We start from the raw sequence: 21,623 nt of genomic DNA on the forward strand, positions 1-21,623 counted from the left end.
CTCACACCACCTGGCGCTGCCCATCGGCTTGTTCGACGCGGTTACGGCCCTGGGCCTTGGCCCGGTAGAGCGCCTGGTCGGCGCTGGCCAGCAGCTCGTCGAGGCTGGGCGCCGGGGTGCCGGCGGCGCAACCGCTCACACCGATGCTCACGGTGATCCGCAGCGGCTGCCCGGGCTGCGCGATGTGCTGGTCCTGCACCGCCCGGCGCAGGCGCTCGGCGGTGAACCTGGCCAGCTCAGGCGCCAGCCCCGGCACGACGATGACGAACTCCTCGCCGCCCAGGCGGGCGAACAGCTCGCCATCGTGCAGCTGGTCCTGCAGGGTCATGGCGAACTGGCGCAGCACCTGGTCGCCGATTGCGTGGCCATGCTGGTCGTTGATGGTCTTGAAGTGATCGATGTCGAGCATCATCAAGGTCAGCGGCGCTTGCTGGCGGTTGTCGAGCAGGGCGTGGGCGCGGCGGATGAAGGCGCTGCGGCTGAGGGCCCCGGTCAGGTGGTCGATGGTCGCCTGGTGCGCCAGGCGCGCCATCAGGCTGCGGTTGGCGCTGCTGACGCAGGCCAGCACCAGCGGGCCTAGCACCAGCATGGCGATGCCCAGGCGCGCCGACATCAAGGTAGTGACCCCCGACTCGCTCTGCGGGATGTTGAAGTGCATGAGGTTCTGCGCCACGGCGACGATCAACGTGCTGCCCGCGGTGAGGGCCAGCAGCGACACGAGAAAGGGCGAATAGCTGAGCGCGCACCACAACAGCGCGGCAATCGGGAAAGCGATGGCGCCGGGCCCGCCGAAGATGATACTGACGCTCAGCGAGGCGAACAGCACCAGCAACGGCGCCAGGCGCACCGTCTGGCCGGTGCTGCCGGGGCGGGTCATGGCCCTGGGCGATGGCGCGGTGAGCAGCACCGGCAGGACCAGCACGCTGGTGGAGAACTGTTCGCTGAACCAGGCCAGCCAGGTGGCGCGCAGCGATTGTTCGAACCACGGCGCGGCCATCATGCAGGCCAGGCTCGCGGCGACCACCGCACCGACGGCGCAGGCACCGAACAGGCACAGAGTGCCGTGCGGGGTGCGCAGGCGACGATGCACGCGCGGCAGCCGAGCCATCAGGTACCAGATGGTGGCGATGGCGCCGAGGTTGCACAGGTTGAACCACAAGGCCGGGCGCCAGGCGCTGCCGCAGGCCAGGTCGGCACCGACCATGGCCAGATAGACCAGGGCAAAGCCGCCAGGGCTGGCTTGGCGTGGGTTGCGCAGCAGCACGCCGGCGAGTACCGCGTTCACCGGCCAGAACAGCGACAGAGATTCGATCGGGCGGGCGAGGATGCCGCCCAGAGTCAGCGCCAGGGTCAAGCCGAACAGAATCAGCGGGGGTAGCAGGCGTGACGGAACTGGAGACACCATGGGCTCGACCGACAAGCGAAGACAGAATCCAGGAAAACGGCTGTAGGCACCTGGGACGATGTCGTGTCAGTGTCTTTCAACTGGTCAATTGATGTCAATTCGCCGCAATCGGCCCGGATCGTGCCCGCGACTACAGCTCGAACACCCACGGCACCATCAGCACGGTCACCAGCATCACCAGCAGGGTGAACGGCACGCCGACCTTGACGAAGTCGGCGAAGCGGTACTGGCCGGGCCCCAGCACCAGGGTGTTGACCGGAGACGACACCGGCGTCATGAACGCCGCCGACGCCGCCAGGGCCACGGTCATGGCGAACGGGTAGGGCGACATGCCCAGCTGCTGCGCGGTGCTCACCGCCACCGGGGCCATCAGCACCGCGGTGGCGGTATTGGAGATGAACAGCCCGATCAGCGCCGTCACCGCGAACAGGCAGGCGAGGATCACGCTGGGCCCGGCGCCGCCGAGCGCACCGACCAGCGCACCGACGGCCAGGTCGATGCCGCCGGTCTTCTGCAGGGCCAGGGCAAAGGGCAGCATGCCGACGATCAGCACCAGGCTCTGCCAGTGGATGGCGCGGTAGGCGCTGTTCATGTCGATGCAGCGCCCGGCGCCCATCAGCAGGCAGCCGATCAGCGCGGCGATGACGTTGGGCACCAGGCCGCTGACCATCAGCCCGACCATTACCGCCAGGCTGATCAGCGCATAGGGTGCCCGGGCGCGTGCCGGCGCGACCTGGTCGATTTCCGCCGGCAGGCTCAGTACCAGGAAGTCGCGCGGCTTGCCCTGCAGCTGGCGCACCGCCTTCCACGGGCCGACCACCAGCAGGGTGTCGCCCAGGCGCAACTTTTCTTCCACCAGTTGCCCTTCGATGGCTTGCTGGTCACGGCGCAGGCCGACCACGTTGAGGTCGTAGCGGGTGCGAAAGGCCAGCTCGAGGATGTTCTTGCCGATCAGTTGTGAGCCCGGCGGCAGCGATATCTCTGCCATGCCCAGTTCCTGGGACTGGTCGATGAAGTAGGCGGCCTTGAAGTGCAGGGGCTCGAGCAGCATGGTCTGGCACAGGCTGCGCAGGTCGTCGCGGTTGGCGAACAGGTCCAGCAACAGCACGTCGCCCTGCTGCAGCAAGGTACCGGAGTCGGCGCCGATCACCCGGGTGGTGAACTTGTGCTGGCGTTCGATGCCGATCACGTTGGCGCCGTGGCGGGTGCGCAGCTCCAGCTCGCCGAGGGTATGGCCGATCAGCGGCGAATGGGGGCGGATGCGCAGGCGGCGCTCGCGGCCGTTGAGTTTGTAGTCCAGCACCAGGTCGAGCAGGGTGCGGCGGCTTTCGACCCGGCCGTCCTTGCGCACCTCGCCGTTGAGCCAGTGGCGGGTCAGCAGCATGTAGCCGATACCGAGCATCAGCACCACCAGGCCAAAGGGGGTGAAGCTGAAAAAGCCGAAGCCGCTCTCGCCGTGGCGCACCAGCTCGCTGTGCACCACCACGTTCGGCGGTGTCGCCACCAGGCTCAGCATGCCACTGATCAGGCCGGCGAAGCTCAGCGGCATCATCAGCCGGCTGGGCGAAAGCTGCTGGCGCGCGGCAATGCTCAGCACCACCGGGATGAAGATCGCCACCACGCCGGTGGAACTCATCACCGAACCCAGGCCGGCCACGGCCACCATCAGCAGCACCAGCAGGCGCGCCTCGCTGTTGCCGGCGCGCTCGCTCATCCATTCGCCGATGCGGTAGGCGAGGCCGGTGCGCACCAGCCCTTCGCCGATCACGAACAGCGCGGCGATCAGCACCACGTTGGGGTCGCTGAAGCCGGCCATGGCCTGCTCCACGGTGAGGATGCCCGACAGCGGCAGGGCGACGATCACCAGCAGGGCGACCACGTCCATGCGCGGGCGGTTGAGGATGAACAGGACGACGACGACGGCCAGCAGGCCAAGGACCCAGAGCAGCTCATGGTTCATGGGGAGGGGGTGTTCCTTCACACAGGCACGAAAGGCAATGGCCCTAGTGTGGCAGCTTGACGCGACCGCGTCGTTGACGTGCTGCAGTGTTTTGCCGGGTGATGACTCGGCAAGGGGCAGGGGCGGGCCGCTCGGCGGCCCGCTGTAGCAGCCGCTAGCGACCGCGTCGCCGCGACACCCGCGCCTCGATGTTCTTGCGCCCGATCAACAGCGGCGGTTTCTCCACCACCGGCTCGTCGGCCAGCCACTTGTACATCACCAGGCAATCGACCAGGCCCAGCTCGCCATGACGGTAGGCCTTGGGCAGGCGGCCGACGGTCTCGAAGCCGAGCTTGTGCCACAGCGCCACGGCCACTTCGTTGGTCGCCACCACCGAATTGAACTGCAGGGCCAGGAAGCCTTCCTGGCGGGCGAGCTTCTGCGAATGCTCGCACATCAGCCTGGCCACGCCACGGCCACGGGCGTTTTCGCACACCATGTAGCCGCAGTTGCCCACGTGCGCTCCGGGCCCGGCGGCATTGGCCTTGAGGAAGTAGGAACCAAGCAGTTCGCCGTCCGCCTCGGCCACCAGGGTGCGCAACGGGTTCTCCAGCCACAGCGTGCGGGCCTGGTCACTGTTCAGGGCAGGGTCGAAGGCGTAGGTCTGGCGAGCCTGGACAATGGCCTGGAAGGTCGGCCAGAAGCGCTCGAAGTCTTCCGGGGTCATGGGGCGAATCTGGATCATGGCGGTTCCTGCACGGGCTGAGCCGCCAAGTTTGGGTGCCAGGGCGTCGTCGCGCAAGGGCGGCGACGCCTTGGTGTGTCAGGCGCCGGCCTTGCCCACCGCGTCCAGGGCCCGGGCCGAGTAGACCAGTGCCGCGCCAGCGTTCATCGCCACCGCCACGCCCAGGGCCTCGGCGATCTCCTCGCGGGTGGCGCCATGCTTGACCGCCTGCTGCGAATGCACGGCGATGCAGCCGTCGCAGCGGGTGGTGACGGCCACGGCCAGGGAGATCAGCTCGCGGGTCTTGGCGTCCAGGTGGTTGGTCTTGGCCCCGGCGCCACTGGCGGTCATGTAGCCGGCCACGGTATCGGGGGAGAGTTGCTTGAGATCGCCGATGCCGGCCATCAACTGTTTACGGTAGGCGTCCCAGTCCATCATGCTCATCGTCTTCACCTTGTCAGGTTGGAAACAGGAGCTTTCAGGCTAGTAGACACAGGAACAGAGTGCGATGAATCCGCTGGCTCTTGGCAGGCAACGGGCGATCAGGTGTCGATACTGTCGATCAGGGTTGATGCTACAAGGGCAAAGCGCCCATTAGCCAGATCGTAATCGGATCCACCCACTGTGACACGCAGGTGGAATGAGAGATCGACCATTTCCCTTTCTGGTTGCCATTCGTCGAGACTGACATCCAGCACCTTGGCCTCATACAGGTAATCGCTGATGCATACGTGTGCGCTGCTGACTTCGCCGTCCCGAGTGAACCTCAAGCGTATACCTGGCGCCTTAAGTTCGGCATCCAGGCTCAGCAATTGATAGCTTTCCAGAAGAAACCCATCGTCCAAGTCAGTGAACAGGGTGTTATTGGCTTCGAATACTTCGAGTTTCGAGGGTAAGGGCGGTTCGAATCGCCCATTGACAAGGGCGAATGCGAGATCGGGCACGATACGAATAGGTGCTTGCATGGTGTTGTCTCCTTTGCTCTTGGCATTTGAAGCCGTTGTCGGCTTCATGCGTGGAGCTAGACTAGGAAGGAGCAACACGCGCCACAACTGGTAGAAGTGCCAGTTGACCAAGGTGCAGGCGCTGTGGATGAGCGTTAGACAAAGCGGCCGGCATAGTGAGCCGGCCGTAGAGAACAAGTGTTGCGTGGGTTCAGATGTATATGAACACCAGCACCAGCGCCGCGACCACCGCCCACTTCTCCAGGTAGTAGCGGGTGCGGTTGCGCTTTTTCATGGCCTTGCCGCGTTCACGGATCTTGTAGATGCGCGTGAACAGGCGGTTGATGCCGCCGGTCTTGTCATTGGCGTCGTTGGGCGCGGCGGCGGCGGCCATCACGTTGCGGCTGAACCAGCGGTTGAAGGCGGCTGCCCAGCGGTACTTGAGCGGGCGCTCGACGTCGCAGAACAGGATGATGCGGTTGTGCTCGGTGGTGTTGGCGGCGTAGTGGATGTAGGTCTCGTCGAACACCACGCCCTCACCGTCGCGCCAGGAGTACTTCTCGCCGTCCACGTCGATGTAGCAGCCATCGTCATTGGGCGTGTCCAGGCCCAGGTGGTAGCGGTACGAGCCGGCGTAGGGGTCGCGGTGGCGCACCAGCTTGGCGCCCGGCGGCAGGGTGGCGAACATGGCGGCCTTGACCGTGCCGATGCCTTGCAGCAGCTCGGTGGTACGCGGGCACAGGGTCATCGCCGAGGGGTGGCTTTCGCCGTACCACTTCAGGTAGAAGCGCTTCCAGCCGGTCTTGAAGAACGAGTTGAAGCCGACATCGTCATAGTTGTCGGACTTCTTGATCTCGCCGGCCTGCAGCAGTTGCTGGCCTTCCTTGCGGATCTCCTGCCAGTGGTCCTGCAGCACCTGCAGCTCAGGGAAGGCGCTGACCGGCAGGTAAGGCTTGGCCGGGTGCTTGGAGAACAGGTACAGGAAGGCGTTGACCGGGGCCAGGAAGCTGGAGTGGTCACCCAGCTGGCGGGTCAGCTTGTGACGTACCCGACCGCGCAGGTGAACATAGGCGATCGAGAGGACGAAGATCAGTACGAGTGCAATTTTCATGGACGTTTACTTGTCGAAAAATGGCCATGCGCCATGGCGTAAGCCCGCCAGCATAAACAATCGTGGCCAGGGTTTGTACTTATTGTTACGACAAAACGGCCCGACTTAGGTGACATGGCCTACAGCTTGCGTAAACGATTCATCCGCATAAGTGGGTATTTCTGACGACCCGGCGTTTACAATCCGGTGGCCGTCCATCCAGCAAGGAACTCCCGATGATTCAGGACGCACGCCCCAGTGGGGCCCCCTTCAAGCGGCTGTTCTTCGCCCTGGCGCTGGGCGACGAACAGCGCCGTGGCATCAGCCAGTGGCGGCGTGGCCTGGGCCTGCGCAGCGGCAAGCCGGTACCGAGCGAGAACTTCCATGTGACCTTGCTGTTCCTGGGCGATGTCGATGCCGCCCAGGTGCCGGCGGTGTGCGCCGCAGTGGATGCACTGCGGCTTCCTGAAGCCAAGCTGCGCCTGGTCCTAGACCAGTTGCAGGTGTGGCCGCGGGCTTCGGCGTTGGTGCTGGCGCCTGCGCAGGCGCCGTTGGCCCTGCGCCAGCTGGTGTACGACTTGCAGCAGGCGCTGCTGCTGCTGGGCATCGAGCCGTCGGTGCGTGAGTACCGGCCGCACCTGACCCTGTCCCGGGATTTTCGTGAGCCATTGCCGGAGGCGGGCGAGGCGCCGGCGTTCCACCTTATCGCCCGCCACTTCACCCTGTACGAGTCACGCAAGGGCCGCTACTGGCCTTTGGCCGAGTGGTCCCTGGCGCAGTGAAAGTGACGGTCGATGCCCAGGCCATCGAGGAAGTCCTGGTCGTGGGAAATCACCAGCAGCGCGTTGGGGTAATCCACCAGCACTTCCAGCAGGTGGGTGCGCATGCGCAGGTCGAGGTTGTTGGTCGGCTCGTCGAGGATCAGTAGTTGCGGTGGCCGGGCGGCGATGCAGGCCAGGGACAGGCGGGCCTTCTCGCCGCCGGACAGGCCCGCCACCGGCGCCTGTACCGCATCGGCCTGGCGGAACAGGAAGTCCGCCAGGTGCGCGCGTAACTGTTCCTGTGGCCAGTCCGGCACTAGTCGCGCCAGGGCTTCCTGCACATTGGCATCGGCGGGCAGGGTGTCGTAGTGCTGGTCGATGTAGCCGATCTGCTCGGGCGCCGGCAGCAGCCAGTCGCCACGGCGCCAGACCCGCGGGTCGCCAAGGATCGCCCGTGCCAGGGTGGACTTGCCGCTGCCGTTGTTGCCGGTCAGGGCCAGGCGTTCGCCGCCGTCCAGCTGCAGATCGATGCCGTTGAGCACCGCTGTGTCTGCGTAGCCCACGCAGCCGTCACGCACCTGGATCAGCACTCGCGATGACTGGCCCGTCGCCGGCAGGTGGAAGCGTGGCACGATCACCGGCTCCGGGCGCAGCTCGGCCAACTGCTCGCCGAGCTCGCGCTGCTGCTGCAGGATCTGCGCCTGCTTGCGCCCGGCTGTGGTGTTGCCGCGGCCCAGCTTGGTCGGCGAGCGCACGGTCGCCCACTTGCTGTTCTGGATCGCCTTGACCCCGCGCTTGCGGGCGCCGGCGGCGCGGGCCTGCTCCTGCATCAGCGAGTCGTGGGCATCGTCGCGGGCGCGACGCACCTCGGCGATGCGCTTGTCGAGCACGCCGCGCTGCAGGTCGCGCTCGGCCATGTAGTCGGCGTAGCTGCCGTTGAACACGTCCAGGCGCCCGTGGTGCAAGTGCCAGAGCGTGTCACAGGTCTGGTTCATCAGCGCCACGTCGTGGGTCACTAGCACCAGGGTGCCATGGAAATGCTCGAGCATGCGCGCCAGCGAGCGGCGGTTGGCGGCATCCAGATGGTTGGTCGGCTCGTCCAGCAGCAGCAGGTCGGGGCCCAGGGCCAGGGCCTGGCTCAATGCCTGGTTGACACGCTGCCCGCCGCTGAGTGACGACTCGCCGTCCAGTACCTGGGCCACATGGCCGACACGCAAACCGCCGTGGCGCTCGAGGTGCCCCTCGCTGGGCGCCAGGCTGCCCTGCAGCAGGCGCAGCAGTGACGACTTGCCGCTGCCGTTGTCGCCGATGATGGCGATGCGCTGCCCCCATTCGATGCGCGCGTCGAGTTCGCTGAAGAGGTGTTTGCGGCCATGGTGCATGCCCACGCCGTGTAGTTCGATCATTGCCATGGGATGGTGGCCCTCCTGGCCACTGTCGCGCTTGATCGGCAGCGCACATGGGCACGGCCTGCCTTGGCAGGCGCCCAATAAAAAACCCGCCACGAGGGCGGGTTTTTTTGCAGCTATCCGAAAATTACTCCGGACGAACCTGCGCAGCCTGCATGCCCTTCTGGCCTTTTTCGGCTACGAAGGAAACAGTTTGGCCTTCTTTCAGGCTTTTGAAACCGTCGGTTTCGATGGCCTTGAAGTGTACGAACAGGTCGTCGCCGCCGCCTTGAGGAGTGATGAAGCCGAAGCCTTTTTCATCGTTGAACCACTTGACGGTGCCGGTTTGGCGATTGGACATGGGGTGAATCTCCAGAAACATGATTTTTTATCGGGGTGCAGTGTCGCCTAAGCTTCAGTGGCACCGACGACACTATAGTCTAATTCTTCGCATCTAGCCCCTATTACCTTCGCAGGATGTTGATCCAGGGCAAAAGATGCGACGGATCGCCGGAAAATCCGGCCTATTTCGGCTTGCAGCTGGCCTGGACCACCTGCTGGGCCTTCTGCATCAGCTTGGCGTCTACGCCGTCCTGGCTGTCGAGGTCCTCGATCTCCTTGTCGTTGAAATTCTTCTTGATGGCTTGGGCACCACACTCGCAGTGCTTCTTGGCTGTCGCCGCATCCACGCCTTGACCGCTCGCCACTTGTTGGCACTGCGCCATATAGGACGCTTCCTTGCCGGCGGGGAAATTGCCTGCGTTGGCAGCCAGGGGCAGCAGCAGGGCGCTCGCGGCGCAGGCAGCCAGAAGGGACTGAAGTCGCATAACCGGACACTCCTTGGTTAATGGTCTCATCAAGAGTAGGTTGCTTCAGAAAGTCTGATAGGAAATTTTCCGCAAGAGTTCACCGCCACGGCGTAAATTCCAAATATTTCTGCCGGCCGCTCTAGCCCCGTGCTAGCATGCCTCCCTTGCGCCACGCCCTGTGCGGGCGCATTTCTTTTTATACCTTCCAGTCACTCTGGTTCGTCCCTGGCAGGCCGAAAGGTCTCTGCCACTGTGAGGCAGGCTTTCCCGCGGGAAAGGCAGGGCGGATCTTGTACTGGCTCATCCCAACCCACGTGACCTTTGGTAGGGGTCACCACTAGGAGAGGAGGCGCCATGCCCGTTATTACTCTTCCCGATGGCAGTCAACGCACGTTCGACCAGCCGGTATCCGTAGCCGAAGTCGCCGCCTCGATCGGCGCAGGCCTGGCCAAGGCCACCCTGGCCGGCAAGGTCGACGGCAAGCTCGTCGATGCCTGCGACAAGATCGACCACGACGCCACCCTGCAGATCATCACCCCTAAAGATGAAGAGGGACTGGAGATCATCCGTCACTCGTGCGCCCACCTGATCGGCCACGCAGTGAAGCAGCTGTACCCGACCGCCCGCATGGTGATCGGCCCGGTGATCGACGAAGGCTTCTATTACGACATCGCCTACGAGCGTCCCTTCACCCCGGACGACCTCGCCGCCATCGAAAAGCGCATGCAGCAGCTGATCGACACGGACTACGACGTCGTCAAGAAGATGACCCCGCGCGCCGAAGTTATCGACGTGTTCACCCAGCGTGGCGAAGACTACAAGCTGCGCCTGGTCGAGGACATGCCGGATGAACAGGCCATGGGCCTGTACTACCACGAAGAATACGTCGACATGTGCCGTGGCCCGCACGTGCCGAACACCCGCTTCCTGAAAGCGTTCAAGCTGACCAAGCTCAGCGGCGCCTACTGGCGCGGCGATGCCAAGAACGAGCAGCTGCAACGCGTGTACGGCACCGCCTGGGCCGACAAGAAGCAGTTGGCCGCCTATATCCAGCGCATCGAAGAAGCCGAAAAACGCGACCACCGCAAGATCGGCAAGCAGCTCGACCTGTTCCACCTGCAGGAAGAAGCCCCGGGCATGGTGTTCTGGCACGCCAACGGCTGGACCGTGTACCAGGTGCTCGAGCAGTACATGCGCCAGGTCCAGCGTGAAAACGGCTACCAGGAAATCAAGACCCCGCAGGTTGTCGACCGTATCCTCTGGGAGCGTTCCGGCCACTGGTCCAACTACGCCGAGAACATGTTCACCACTTCGTCGGAAAACCGCGACTACGCGGTAAAACCGATGAACTGCCCGTGCCACGTGCAGGTGTTCAACCAGGGCCTGAAGTCCTACCGCGACCTGCCGCTGCGCCTGGCCGAGTTCGGCGCCTGCCACCGCAACGAGCCGTCCGGCGCGCTGCACGGCATCATGCGCGTGCGTGGCTTCGTGCAGGACGACGCGCACATCTTCTGCACCGAAGAACAGGTGAAGAAGGAAGCCGCCGACTTCATCAAGCTGACCCTGGACGTGTACAAGGACTTCGGTTTCACCGACGTCGCCATGAAGCTGTCGACCCGTCCGGCCAAGCGCGTGGGCTCCGAAGAGCTGTGGGACCGTGCCGAAGGCGCACTGGCCGACGCCCTGAACGAGTCGGGCCTGGAGTGGGAATACCAGCCGGGCGAGGGCGCCTTCTACGGGCCGAAGATCGAGTTCACCCTGCGCGACTGCCTCGGCCGTAACTGGCAGTGCGGCACCCTGCAGTACGACCCGAACCTGCCCGAGCGCCTGGATGCCAGCTACATCGCCGAAGACAACAGCCGCGTGCGCCCGGTGATGCTGCACCGCGCCATCCTCGGTTCGTTCGAGCGCTTCATCGGCATGCTCATCGAGCACTACGCCGGCGTGTTCCCGGCCTGGCTCGCCCCGACCCAAGCCGTGATCATGAACATCACCGACAAACAGGCCGATTTCGCCCTCGAGGTGGAAAAAGCCCTGAACGGTAGCGGATTCCGTGCCAAGTCGGACTTGAGAAATGAGAAGATCGGCTTTAAAATCCGCGAGCATACGTTGCTGCGGGTCCCTTATCTTTTGGTTATAGGGGATCGCGAAGTCGAAACGCAAACCGTCGCTGTGCGCACCCGCGAAGGCGCAGACCTGGGCTCGATGCCCGTCGCGCAGTTCGCTGAGCTGCTGTCGCAAGCGGTTTCCCGGCGTGGTCGCCAAGAATCGGAGTAATGACTATTAAGCGTGAAATGAGAAACGATAAACGAACTGCACCGAAAGCCCCGATCAACGAGAATATCTCGGCACGCGAGGTTCGGTTAATTGGTGCTGACGGCGAGCAGATTGGCATCGTCTCGATTGATGAAGCGCTGCGTATCGCTGATGAAGCGAAGCTGGATCTGGTGGAAATCTCTGCAGACGCGGTACCGCCCGTCTGCAAGGTGATGGACTACGGCAAGCACCTCTTCGAGAAGAAGAAGCAGGCCAACGAAGCCAAGAAGAACCAGAAGCAGATCCAGATCAAAGAAATCAAGTTTCGTCCAGGGACGGAAGAAGGGGATTACCAGGTAAAACTACGCAACCTGGTACGTTTCCTTAGCGATGGGGACAAGGCCAAGATCTCTCTGAGATTCCGCGGCCGTGAGATGGCCCACCAGGAGCTGGGCATGGAGCTGTTGAAGCGGGTCGAAGCTGACCTCGTGGAATACGGCACCGTTGAGCAGCATCCGAAGATGGAAGGACGCCAGCTTATGATGGTCATCGCCCCCAAAAAGAAGAAGTAATCTCCCGGGCACGGCAGGCCTGATGATTATTGTGTAATTTTTATTCGAATGCGGAGTTCCAACATGCCAAAAATGAAAACCAAGAGCGGTGCTGCGAAGCGCTTCCTGAAGACGGCTTCCGGCTTCAAGCACAAGCACGCTTTCAAGAGCCACATCCTGACCAAAATGTCGACCAAGCGTAAGCGTCAACTGCGCGGTGCCAGCTTGCTGCACCCGTCTGACGTGGCAAAAGTCGAGCGCATGCTGCGCGTTCGTTAATTCTGGTTAAGATAGAGGAAGTTACTCATGGCTCGTGTTAAGCGCGGCGTTATCGCTCGTAAGCGTCACAAAAAAATTCTGAAACTGGCTAAAGGCTACTACGGTGCACGCTCGCGCGTATTCCGCGTTGCCAAGCAAGCGGTCATCAAGGCAGGCCAATACGCCTACCGCGACCGTCGCCAGAAGAAGCGTCAGTTCCGCGCACTGTGGATCGCTCGTATCAACGCCGGTGCCCGCACCAACGGTCTGTCGTACAGCCGTCTGATTGCTGGCCTGAAAAAAGCGTCGATCGAAATCGACCGTAAGGTTCTGGCTGATCTGGCAGTGAACGAAAAAGCGGCGTTTGCTGCGATTGTCGAGAAGGCTAAAGCCGTACTGGCTTAAGTACCCACGACAATCATCCGGCGGCGCCTGCGCCGTCGGGTGTAAAACGTCATCGGATAGGGGAAGAGCCTTCAAAAGCTCTTCCCCTATTTTCGTATCTGGAGTCTGTACATGGAAAACCTGGACGCGCTGGTCGCCCAAGCCCTCGAGGCCGTGGAACGCGCTGAAGACATCACTACCCTGGAACAGATCCGGGTCCAATATCTCGGCAAGAAAGGCGAGCTGACCCAGGTGATGAAGACCCTGGGCAACCTGCCAGCCGAAGAGCGCCCCAAGGTCGGCGCGCTGATCAACGACGCCAAGGAACGCGTCACCGACGTGCTCAACGCACGCAAGGCCGCCTTTGAAGAGGCCGAGCTCAACGCTCGCCTGGCCGCCGAATGCATCGACGTGACCCTGCCAGGCCGTGGCCAGACCACCGGCGGGCTGCACCCGATCACCCGTACTCTCGAGCGCATCGAGCAGTTCTTCACCCACATCGGCTACGGCATCGCCGAAGGCCCTGAGGTCGAAGACGACTACCACAACTTCGAAGCGCTCAACATCCCCGGCCACCACCCGGCCCGGGCGATGCACGACACCTTCTACTTCAACGCCAACATGCTGCTGCGCACCCACACCTCGCCGGTCCAGGTGCGTACCATGGAAAGCACCCAGCCGCCGATCCGCATCGTCTGCCCAGGCCGTGTGTACCGTTGCGACTCGGATATCACCCACTCGCCGATGTTCCACCAGGTCGAAGGCCTGCTGGTCGATCGCGGCATCAACTTCGCCGACCTCAAGGGCACCATCGAAGAGTTCCTGCGGGTGTTCTTCGAGAAAGAACTGGCCGTGCGCTTCCGCCCGTCGTTCTTCCCCTTCACCGAGCCGAGCGCCGAAGTCGACATCCAGTGCGTGATGTGTTCCGGCAAGGGCTGCCGCGTGTGCAAGCAGACCGGCTGGCTGGAAGTGATGGGCTGCGGCATGGTCCACCCGAACGTGCTGCGCATGTCCGGCATCGACCCGGAAGAGTACCAGGGCTTCGCCTTCGGCATGGGCGCCGAGCGCCTGGCCATGCTGCGCTATGGCGTCAACGATTTGCGTCTGTTCTTCGACAACGACCTGCGGTTCTTGGCTCAATTCCGCTAGGCCCAATCGACGCAACTTTCAGGAGAACAGCATGAAATTCAGTGAACAGTGGCTGCGCGGTTGGGTAAACCCGCAAGTCTCCCGTGACGAACTGGTCGCCCGCCTGTCCATGGCAGGCCTTGAAGTCGACAGCGTGACCCCCGCTGCCGGCCAGTTCAGCGGCATCGTGGTGGGCGAGATCCTCACCACCGAACAACACCCGGACGCCGACAAGCTGCGCGTGTGCCAGGTAAGCAACGGCGCAGAGACCTTCCAGGTGGTCTGCGGCGCCCCGAATGCCCGCCCAGGCATCAAGATCCCGTTCGCCATGATCGGCGCCGAACTGCCGGGCGACTTCAAGATCAAGAAGGCCAAGCTGCGCGGCGTCGAATCCTTCGGCATGCTCTGCTCGGCTTCCGAACTGCAGATCAGCGACGAGAACGACGGCCTGCTGGAACTGGCCGCCGACGCCCCGGTTGGCCAGGACATCCGTCAGTACCTGAACCTGGACGACGCCAGCATTGAGATCGGCCTGACCCCGAACCGCGGCGACTGCCTGTCCATCGCTGGCCTTGCCCGTGACGTCAGCGCCCTGTACGACGTGCCGGTCACCCGCCCGGTGGTGCCAGCCGTACCGGCTGCCCACGACGAAGTGCGCCCGGTCGAAGTCAGCGCCCCGGCCGCCTGCCCGCGCTACCTGGGTCGCGTGATCCGCAACGTCGACCTGAGCAAGCCGACCCCGCTGTGGATGGTCGAGCGCCTGCGCCGCAGCGACGTGCGCAGCATTGACGCCGCCGTCGACATCACCAACTACGTGATGCTCGAACTCGGCCAGCCGATGCACGCCTTCGACCTCGCCGAAATCAACGGCGGCATCCGCGTGCGCATGGCCGAGGAGGGTGAGAAACTCGTCCTGCTGGACGGCCAGGAAGTTGCCCTGCGCGCCGACACCCTGGTGATCGCCGACCACACCCGCGCCCTGGCCATTGCCGGCGTGATGGGTGGCGAGCACAGCGGCGTCAACACCGAGAAGACCCGCGACCTGTTCCTCGAGAGCGCCTTCTTCGAGCCGATCTCCGTCGCCGGCAAGGCCCGTTCCTACGGCCTGCACACCGACGCCTCGCACCGCTACGAGCGCGGCGTGGATTCGCAACTGGCCCGTGAAGCCATGGAGCGCGCCACCGCCCTGGTACTGGAGATTGTCGGCGGCGAAGCCGGCCCTGTGGTCGAAGCCGTGAGCGAGCAGCACCTGCCGAACATCGCGCCGATCACCCTGCGCGACGAACGCATCACCCAGATGCTCGGCATGCAAATGCAAGCCGCCCAGGTCGAGCAGCTGCTCAACGCCCTGGAGCTGAAAACCAGCGCCAATGGGGCAGGGGAGTGGACTGTCACCGTCCCAAGCCACCGCTTCGACGTCAGCCTGGAAGTCGACCTGATCGAAGAGCTGGCCCGCCTGTACGGCTACAACAACCTGCCGGTCCGTTACCCGCAGGCCCGCCTGGCCCCGCAAGCCCGCCCGGAAACCCGTGGCGAGCTGCCGAACCTGCGTCGCCTGCTGGTTGCCCGCGGCTACCAGGAAGCCATCACCTACAGCTTCATCGACCCGAAACTGTTCGAGCTGTTCACCCCAGGCGTCGAGCCGCTGCTGCTGGCCAACCCGATCTCCAACGACATGGCCGCCATGCGCGCCTCGTTGTGGCCGGGCCTGGTCAAGGCCATGCAGCACAACCTCAACCGCCAGCAAGACCGCGTTCGCCTGTTCGAAAGCGGCCTGCGCTTCGTCGGCCAGCTCGGTGACCTCAAGCAGCAACCGATGATCGCCGGCGTCGTCACCGGCAGCCGCCTGCCGGAAGGCTGGGCCAACGGCCGCGACAGCATCGACTTCTTCGACGCCAAAGCCGACGTGGAAGCCCTGCTGGGTTACTCCGGTGCCCTGAGCGACTTCACCTTCGCCGCCGGCAAGCACCCGGCCCTGCACCCCGGCCAGGCCGCCCGCATCGAGCGCGACGGCAAGGAAGTCGGTTACCTCGGCGCCATCCACCCCGAGCTGGCCAAGACCCTCGGCCTCGACCGCCCGGTGTTCGTCTTCGAGCTGGTGCTCGGCGATGTAGTCGAAGGCCGCCTGCCGAAGTTCAGCGAACTGTCCAAGTTCCCGGAAACCCGTCGTGACCTGGCTTTGATCGCAGGACGTGATGTAGCTTCTAGCTCGGTGCTTGAAGTAATTCGTGACAATGCGGGCGAATGGCTCACAGACCTCAGGCTGTTTGACGTCTACCAGGGTAAAGGCATTGATCCTGATAGAAAAAGCCTGGCGGTCGGCTTGACCTGGCAACATCCATCGCGCACTCTTAACGACGATGAGGTGAATGAAACCCTGCAAACCATCCTCACCTCGCTTGAACAAAGGTTGAACACCACGTTAAGGAAATAACGGCATGGGTGCTCTGACGAAAGCTGAGATGGCCGAAAGGCTGTACGAGGAGCTGGGGCTTAACAAGCGTGAGGCCAAGGAGCTGGTCGAGCTGTTTTTCGAAGAAATTCGGCACGCGCTTGAAGACAACGAGCAGGTCAAGTTGTCCGGTTTCGGCAACTTCGACCTTCGCGACAAACGCCAGCGGCCGGGCCGCAACCCTAAAACAGGGGAAGAGATCCCGATCACCGCGCGCCGCGTCGTCACCTTTCGTCCAGGGCAGAAGCTGAAAGCCCGGGTAGAGGCCTATGCTGGAACCAAGCCATAACGACGAGCTGCCCCCCATCCCGGGCAAACGCTACTTCACCATCGGTGAAGTCAGCGAGCTCTGTGCGGTAAAACCGCACGTGCTGCGCTACTGGGAGCAGGAATTCACGCAGCTCAACCCGGTGAAGCGCCGTGGCAACCGGCGGTATTACCAGCGCCAGGACGTGCTGATGATCCGCCAGATCCGCGCTTTGCTGTACGACCAGGGCTTTACCATTGGCGGGGCGCGACTGCGGCTCTCCAGTGATGAGGTCAAGGATGAGTCCAGCCAGTACAAGCAGCTGATTCGGCAGATGATTGCGGAGTTGGAGGATGTGTTGGTGGTGCTCAAGAAGTGATCAGAGCCGACGAATGGAAAGTTTTTTGAAAAAAAGCTTCCATTAATCAAAAGGTTAGGGTACATTTCTTCTCGTTCTCGGCAACATTGAGAACCGCCTTGTCGGGGCGTAGCGCAGCCCGGTAGCGCACTTGCATGGGGTGCAAGGGGTCGAGTGTTCGAATCACTCCGTCCCGACCATTATTGAAACGAAAAAAGCCCAGTCGGAAACGACTGGGCTTTTTTGCATGCTTAAATTTTTCCTGGAGACTGTATCACTGTCCGCGCTAGTGTTTTATGGCTAGATTTTTTTTCGGTAGTATGCTGACATGAAGTGATTTCAAAAATGTTCGCGCAAAGCTATAGCTAACTTTCTGAGTTGTACTTTGGGGGGAAAATGGATTTTGAAGGCTACCTGGGCTACATAAAATATGATGGAAACCTAACTCAGGACGGAGTTATGGATGGCCGGAAGCAGGCAGAGGCGCTTCTTGGTTTCGATACCGCACTGCGGCAGTTCTTGGCGAAACTCTCTCCTGAACTAAAAAATTTGGATTTTGATATTCCAGTCAAAGTCAGGGCGGGTTCATGGGAAGCACTAATCCCTGAAACAGTAGTCGGTTGGGTCCAGGCTGGCGCAGGTATAGTGGCGACCGCGTATGCAACTCAAGCGGCGCAAAAGATGGCTGCTCGAGATTTTGAAGAGTTTGGATTTTGTGATCTACTTAAGAAAGCTCTAAATGCAATAAAATGGTTTGCGAAAATTGCTAAACATATGGGGCGTGCTGGGGTAGAGAGTTTTGATTTGGCTAGGTTTTCTGATGATAAAGAGCTCATAGGTATCAGAAATGAAACTGGCGAGTATATCTATGTCCCGAAATATGCACTGGATCTGTATGTCGAAATTGGTAACAAGGCTTTAAGTCGGCTTGCACTTTTGATTGAGGATGGGCGTATTCTCAAAATCGGGAGCGTAACTGACGGTGTTGTCGATGAGGTTGTAATAGGTGTATCGGATAAGCGCATTTTTTGTGAGGAAGAAGAGGAGGATGTAGAGGATTTTCTATTTCCTGAGCTAAGGCATGGCGAAAATATTGTGCTTGAAGGCGAGGTGACCAGAGAGAATAAAACTTCGAACTCTATGGGGTTTAAGTATATGGATCATATTTTGACATCGTATCCTCAAGTCGGAAGTATTGTACGCTATAAACAGCTTTTGTTTTTGCGATGCAGGATTTTTGGTGTTGTCGATAGAACGGACGAGAAGGGGCGTACCATGGCGAAGAGGCCTCGAATTTATTTTTCTCATCTGGAAGCTCTTGAGCACGAGTCGACTAAAGATCTTTTCTCAGACCTATAAGCTTTATAATTACGTACAATAATTCGGGTGGTTAAAATTTTTGAGCTTTATACTCTATCGTTGGGTTAGGGGGACTGTAGCGCGATAGGCCCTTGTGTGATAGTAGAGGAGGTTCGCAGGTGATTACTTTCTCACTACTCGTGCCAGGTGAGCGCCTGAGGGGACTAAATTCCCACGAGTTAAATGTTAACGGCGTGCTTTCTGTTGTAGGGCCCTGATGTCTTTTTTACAGTTTATAATATGCATTCGGCGGTGGCAGTTCGGGCATAGCGCAACGGTATTTTCAACCGAATCTGCGCCTCCGCTGGCTAGCCAATGTATATGGTGAGTTTCCAGATATGGTTCGCCATTTCTTCGTTCAAAAGGAGCGGGCTTAGTGCAGAGCTCACAGTTTCCCTTGGCACGTCGCTTGGCAAACTCCGCCACCCAGATCGATCGCAGATAGTACGGCGCTTCTGTATGGCGTCGACTGACGAGTAGCTGCTGAGTTCGAAGGGCATTTTCCTCGATTTCTACGTCGCTAAATTTTCTTATCTTTTTTTCTTTTTCTTTGATTACGTTAAGTAGCGACGAAGCTGGTATTTTCGGGGCGTCGCTAGCACATAGCTTAAGTGGGAATACCCATACGTTTCTGAGGTTCATGCGAGCGTCATACTGCTTCTCTTCATAGGCGTCGCCAACCAAAATTACTTCGCCGATATAAGTGTACTGTTTGGGTTCGAATACTTCGAAAAGATGTATTTTGATTTTGTTGGTTGGCGATTCATTTAACGTCTTATTTTGGGCGGATCTCAGGCTTTGATTGCCATGCTGGCCCATGCCAGTGTAGTGAAAAATATCACCTTCCCACCGATCATCATAAACAGACTTCACATGGTTAGAGACGATTACCAATGTATTCGTAGCATGAGATCGTCGCATTCCGCCTTGAGTGCTGCATTGAAAGGTGGTTGTTAAAATTTCATTGCTGATAATTGTCCCTGGAACTGGGGCGACGGCTGTAGACACGGAGTGGATCTCACGCTTCGTAATGGCACATTGCTTGCCACATTAGCGCTAATGCCTACAAAATTAAAGGAAATTTCCTACTTTGGCTGTCTGATTGGGAGGCATCCCTGGTGTGCTGAGGGTGGTGTTTGGGGGGAGCATCGGAATGTCGTAGATGACCCCACATGTTCTCGGAATTCCAGCCTACAAGGAGCATGAGTCGTACAGGCGGTGCGTCGCGGGGCGTCATTTTTGGCTAAAGCGTGTGCCCCAAAGAACGTTCTGTGATGAGGAAGGATTAACAAGGGTCAAGCTATTTTGGGTGAAGGCGCGGAGGTGGGTGTGCAAGACCCGCTGTTCCGCGTGGTGGCGGGGCATCCGCTGGACCATGCAGTGGAGCAGGCGACTGTGCTGATGTGTGCGGTGCACAAGATCAGTTACCTGGCGAGGGTGGAGACTGATCAGCTGCCTACGCTGCTGACGGCGGTGCAGTACCTCATTGGCCTTGGATGTGAATCATGGGCTGATGTTTGGGCGGGGCTGGGCGGGCACTGTCGCGGGGCACGCCCGCTCCCACAGGCCTACTCACCTCACTTCCTATACGCGTTTGAGATTAGGCCGAGCCAGTCGCCACGACTTCCAGTTACGTTAACTTTAGAGAGCCAAGCTGCGATCAGGCTCAATAGCGCGATCAGCAACGTGATCGCGTCGACCAGCGAGACCAACCGTCTGAGCTGGATGGAAAGCCAGTACGCGGGCAGGGGCGTGCCGTAGTAGCGTTGTGCCTTCTGCCTAATGAGCATGGAGCCCTATCAATGACAGATTTTCATAACGAGTTTGCAGCAAGCCGCTACTTCAACGCCGAGAGAATCGACAGGCGCAGTGCCGATGCGTTGGCCGGCCTAGCGGCCGGGCTCGTGGCTGATAATGTGGTCACCCAGGAAGAGGCTGTATTTCTCAAAGACTGGATCGAGCGAAACCTAGCTCATATAGACGACCCGGTGATAAACCTTCTCTACCGTCGACTGAGCAGCATGCTGGCTGACGGCAAGCTTGATGCAGAGGAGTCCGCCGACCTGCTGGGTATGCTCAAGAGGCTCGGTGGGGTTTCCCCTCAAGTGGCCTCGTCCGCTACTTCTTCCTCAGTCGTCTCAAGGCCCACTGACCTACCTTTCTGCGCGCCTCCGCCCTCGCTCTGTTTTGAAGGCAAAAACTTCGTTTTCACAGGGATCATGGCCTTCGGCCCGCGCAAGGACTGCCAGCAGCTAGTTACTGATCGCGGTGGAATTCTTGGCGGCGCGGTTAGCAAGAAGGTGGATTATCTAATCGTTGGCAGCATAGGCAACGAGCAGTGGCGCCATGCGTCATATGGAACGAAAATTCTCAAGGCTGTAGAACTTCGTGAAGCCGGAGCAGCAATAGCCATCGTTTCAGAGGACCATTGGCAGCAAGCCGTCTTCGGCTAATCCGCTTCTCTAGCCTGTCCAAGCATCCAGCGTGGATGGAATGCGAGTACAACGCCATCAATGCTGCGTAGTAGCGCTGTGCCTCCCAACGAGCCCGTTCCCACAGGCCTGCTTCCACAAGTCAGCACCAAGGGTCTGCCCCCACGTTTCGCCAAGCCGCTATGGCGCCAGGTTCACACCGTTACAGCGGCCCTTGGTGGAGAAGTCGTTGATCTGCCGCTCCTTGGTCACCGACATCAGGATCGTGCAGCCGCCAGGATGGGCCACGTCGTCCCAGTAGTTGGTATGGACCATCACGTTGCCTTGCATCTCGGCGGTGCTGCCGACCACCTCCTTTTGCACATAGGTGGTATCGCGGTACCAGCCCAACTGCACCCCAGTGCCGCCGGGCAACGGCTCCATGCGCATGGGTGGGCCGAAGAAGTCGATGGCCTGCTTGGCGTCGCGCCCTTGCCATTGGTTGCCCGCCATCAGCTCCGGCAGGGTCGGGATGCAGCCGGCCAATGTCGGCAGCAACAGGCCAAGGATCAGCAGATGGCGCGTGTTCATCGTGGGGTGTTCGCCAGCATGTCGTCCAGCTCCTGCACCGCCTGGCTGTTGGCCTGGACGCCGATCAACTGGATGAACATGGCCTGGATGGTGGCGACCATCTTCGCCGCCGGCATCTTGCCGATCGACAGCATCTGGTTGCGCGCACGGTTGTCGGGGGCGCAGACGAAGGCGAAGGTGCGCTGCAGCCAGTAGTCCTTTGGTGCGACCCAGTCTTTGGCGTTGGTTTTCACATCGCGCACGGCACCGTCGAAGCGACGTATCGCCCGGGCGCTGTCCAGGCGGATCTGGCGCTGTTTGCATTTGACCTGCACCTCGTAGGCGGCGAGGGTCGGGAAGGCCGGGTCTTCGAACAGCTGCATGACCTGGGCCGATTGCACCCCGCCGGGCTTTTGCAGGATGCCGGCGGCATCGGCGACGTAGACCTCGTTGTGCAAGCGTTCCCCTTTGCCGTAGATGATCCAGTAGTCGCCTGCGGCTTGTTCGGCCAGGGCCGGGGTGCTGCAGGCCAGGGCCAGGATGGCCAGCCACTGGCAGAGGGGTGGAAGTTTGTAACCCATGGCGTCCT

At 61.0% G+C, this 21,623-nt stretch carries 23 protein-coding genes and 1 tRNA gene; 12 read left to right on the top strand and 12 right to left on the bottom strand.

Going from position 1 to position 21,623, the window contains the following annotated elements:
• Position 1: 1 nt before the first annotated feature.
• The 6 genes from AC3WL2_RS08655 to lpxO form a co-directional block, all read right to left on the bottom strand.
• Positions 2-1,420 (bottom strand): GGDEF domain-containing protein, encoded by a 1,419-nt coding sequence (locus tag AC3WL2_RS08655; RefSeq protein WP_102682576.1) that lies wholly within the window; start codon positions 1,418-1,420, stop codon positions 2-4.
• Between the two features lie 115 nt (positions 1,421-1,535).
• The gene (locus tag AC3WL2_RS08660; RefSeq protein ID WP_102682575.1) at positions 1,536-3,365 is read right to left on the bottom strand and encodes an SLC13 family permease; all 1,830 of its coding nucleotides are present in this window, start codon (positions 3,363-3,365) and stop codon (positions 1,536-1,538) included.
• A 154-nt stretch (positions 3,366-3,519) separates the two neighbouring features.
• Positions 3,520-4,089: a GNAT family N-acetyltransferase gene (locus AC3WL2_RS08665; RefSeq protein WP_102682574.1), complete on the bottom strand. Its 570-nt coding sequence runs from the start codon at positions 4,087-4,089 to the stop codon at positions 3,520-3,522.
• A 78-nt stretch (positions 4,090-4,167) separates the two neighbouring features.
• Positions 4,168-4,512 carry a carboxymuconolactone decarboxylase family protein gene (locus AC3WL2_RS08670; RefSeq protein WP_046856072.1) on the bottom strand — a complete coding sequence of 115 codons (345 nt, stop codon included), beginning with the start codon at positions 4,510-4,512 and terminating at the stop codon, positions 4,168-4,170.
• A 98-nt stretch (positions 4,513-4,610) separates the two neighbouring features.
• Entirely contained in the window at positions 4,611-5,033 is a 423-nt protein-coding gene (locus tag AC3WL2_RS08675; RefSeq protein ID WP_102682573.1) for a hypothetical protein, read from the bottom strand.
• A gap of 190 nt (positions 5,034-5,223) precedes the next feature.
• Positions 5,224-6,123 (bottom strand): lipid A hydroxylase LpxO, encoded by a 900-nt coding sequence (gene lpxO, locus AC3WL2_RS08680; RefSeq protein ID WP_023632669.1) that lies wholly within the window; start codon positions 6,121-6,123, stop codon positions 5,224-5,226.
• 215 nt (positions 6,124-6,338) lie between these two features.
• Here lpxO and thpR point away from each other — a divergent pair, with 215 nt between their 5' ends.
• Positions 6,339-6,884, top strand: a complete 546-nt coding sequence (gene thpR / locus AC3WL2_RS08685) for an RNA 2',3'-cyclic phosphodiesterase (RefSeq protein ID WP_102682572.1) — start codon at positions 6,339-6,341, stop codon at positions 6,882-6,884.
• Here the strand turns inward: thpR and AC3WL2_RS08690 are convergent.
• From AC3WL2_RS08690 to AC3WL2_RS08700, 3 genes are all read right to left on the bottom strand, one after another.
• Positions 6,848-8,275, bottom strand: a complete 1,428-nt coding sequence (locus AC3WL2_RS08690) for an ABC-F family ATP-binding cassette domain-containing protein (RefSeq protein ID WP_102682571.1) — start codon at positions 8,273-8,275, stop codon at positions 6,848-6,850. The two genes, thpR and AC3WL2_RS08690, sit on opposite strands and share 37 nt — an antisense overlap.
• A gap of 124 nt (positions 8,276-8,399) precedes the next feature.
• Positions 8,400-8,612, bottom strand: coding sequence for a cold-shock protein (locus tag AC3WL2_RS08695; RefSeq protein WP_007956027.1), 213 nt, complete (start codon positions 8,610-8,612; stop codon positions 8,400-8,402).
• Positions 8,613-8,775: 163 nt separating this feature from the next.
• The gene (locus tag AC3WL2_RS08700) at positions 8,776-9,078 is read right to left on the bottom strand and encodes a hypothetical protein (protein ID WP_046856070.1); all 303 of its coding nucleotides are present in this window, start codon (positions 9,076-9,078) and stop codon (positions 8,776-8,778) included.
• A gap of 336 nt (positions 9,079-9,414) precedes the next feature.
• Here AC3WL2_RS08700 and thrS point away from each other — a divergent pair, with 336 nt between their 5' ends.
• The 10 genes from thrS to AC3WL2_RS08750 all read left to right on the top strand — a co-directional run bounded on the left by thrS (position 9,415) and on the right by AC3WL2_RS08750 (position 18,053).
• Positions 9,415-11,337, top strand: a complete 1,923-nt coding sequence (gene thrS / locus AC3WL2_RS08705) for a threonine--tRNA ligase (RefSeq protein ID WP_046856069.1) — start codon at positions 9,415-9,417, stop codon at positions 11,335-11,337.
• Entirely contained in the window at positions 11,337-11,888 is a 552-nt protein-coding gene (gene infC / locus AC3WL2_RS08710; RefSeq protein WP_172670897.1) for a translation initiation factor IF-3, read from the top strand. Before thrS ends, infC begins: the two co-directional genes overlap by 1 nt.
• A gap of 63 nt (positions 11,889-11,951) precedes the next feature.
• A complete protein-coding gene (gene rpmI / locus AC3WL2_RS08715; RefSeq protein ID WP_003250667.1) occupies positions 11,952-12,146 on the top strand; it encodes a 50S ribosomal protein L35 in 195 nt (64 codons plus the stop codon).
• A 27-nt stretch (positions 12,147-12,173) separates the two neighbouring features.
• Positions 12,174-12,530, top strand: a complete 357-nt coding sequence (rplT, locus tag AC3WL2_RS08720; RefSeq protein WP_003250671.1) for a 50S ribosomal protein L20 — start codon at positions 12,174-12,176, stop codon at positions 12,528-12,530.
• A gap of 111 nt (positions 12,531-12,641) precedes the next feature.
• On the top strand, positions 12,642-13,658 hold the full coding sequence (gene pheS, locus AC3WL2_RS08725; protein ID WP_023629191.1) for a phenylalanine--tRNA ligase subunit alpha: 1,017 nt from the start codon (positions 12,642-12,644) through the stop codon (positions 13,656-13,658).
• Between the two features lie 31 nt (positions 13,659-13,689).
• On the top strand, positions 13,690-16,071 hold the full coding sequence (gene pheT / locus AC3WL2_RS08730) for a phenylalanine--tRNA ligase subunit beta (protein ID WP_102682570.1): 2,382 nt from the start codon (positions 13,690-13,692) through the stop codon (positions 16,069-16,071).
• Positions 16,072-16,075: 4 nt separating this feature from the next.
• Positions 16,076-16,378: an integration host factor subunit alpha gene (ihfA, locus tag AC3WL2_RS08735; RefSeq protein WP_009394049.1), complete on the top strand. Its 303-nt coding sequence runs from the start codon at positions 16,076-16,078 to the stop codon at positions 16,376-16,378.
• Positions 16,359-16,715: a MerR family transcriptional regulator gene (locus AC3WL2_RS08740; protein WP_023629031.1), complete on the top strand. Its 357-nt coding sequence runs from the start codon at positions 16,359-16,361 to the stop codon at positions 16,713-16,715. The genes ihfA and AC3WL2_RS08740 overlap by 20 nt, the downstream gene beginning before the upstream one ends.
• A 102-nt stretch (positions 16,716-16,817) precedes the next feature.
• Positions 16,818-16,894, top strand: a tRNA-Pro gene (locus AC3WL2_RS08745).
• A 196-nt stretch (positions 16,895-17,090) separates the two neighbouring features.
• Entirely contained in the window at positions 17,091-18,053 is a 963-nt protein-coding gene (locus AC3WL2_RS08750; protein ID WP_102682569.1) for a hypothetical protein, read from the top strand.
• Positions 18,054-18,239: 186 nt separating this feature from the next.
• Here the strand turns inward: AC3WL2_RS08750 and AC3WL2_RS08755 are convergent, their stop codons facing one another.
• Positions 18,240-19,061, bottom strand: a complete 822-nt coding sequence (locus AC3WL2_RS08755) for an HNH endonuclease (RefSeq protein WP_256582595.1) — start codon at positions 19,059-19,061, stop codon at positions 18,240-18,242.
• Between the two features lie 794 nt (positions 19,062-19,855).
• Between AC3WL2_RS08755 and AC3WL2_RS08760 the strand changes: the two genes are divergently transcribed.
• A complete protein-coding gene (locus AC3WL2_RS08760) occupies positions 19,856-20,506 on the top strand; it encodes a BRCT domain-containing protein (RefSeq protein WP_102685039.1) in 651 nt (216 codons plus the stop codon).
• Between the two features lie 159 nt (positions 20,507-20,665).
• Here the strand turns inward: AC3WL2_RS08760 and AC3WL2_RS08765 are convergent, their stop codons facing one another.
• Complete coding sequence (locus AC3WL2_RS08765; protein ID WP_102685038.1) at positions 20,666-21,055, bottom strand: S8/S53 family peptidase; 390 nt, start codon at positions 21,053-21,055, stop codon at positions 20,666-20,668.
• Positions 21,052-21,615, bottom strand: coding sequence for a hypothetical protein (locus AC3WL2_RS08770; RefSeq protein ID WP_094010398.1), 564 nt, complete (start codon positions 21,613-21,615; stop codon positions 21,052-21,054). The genes AC3WL2_RS08765 and AC3WL2_RS08770 overlap by 4 nt, the downstream gene beginning before the upstream one ends.
• Positions 21,616-21,623 lie beyond the last annotated feature (8 nt).

The organism is Pseudomonas sp. FW305-96, from assembly GCF_058783825.1.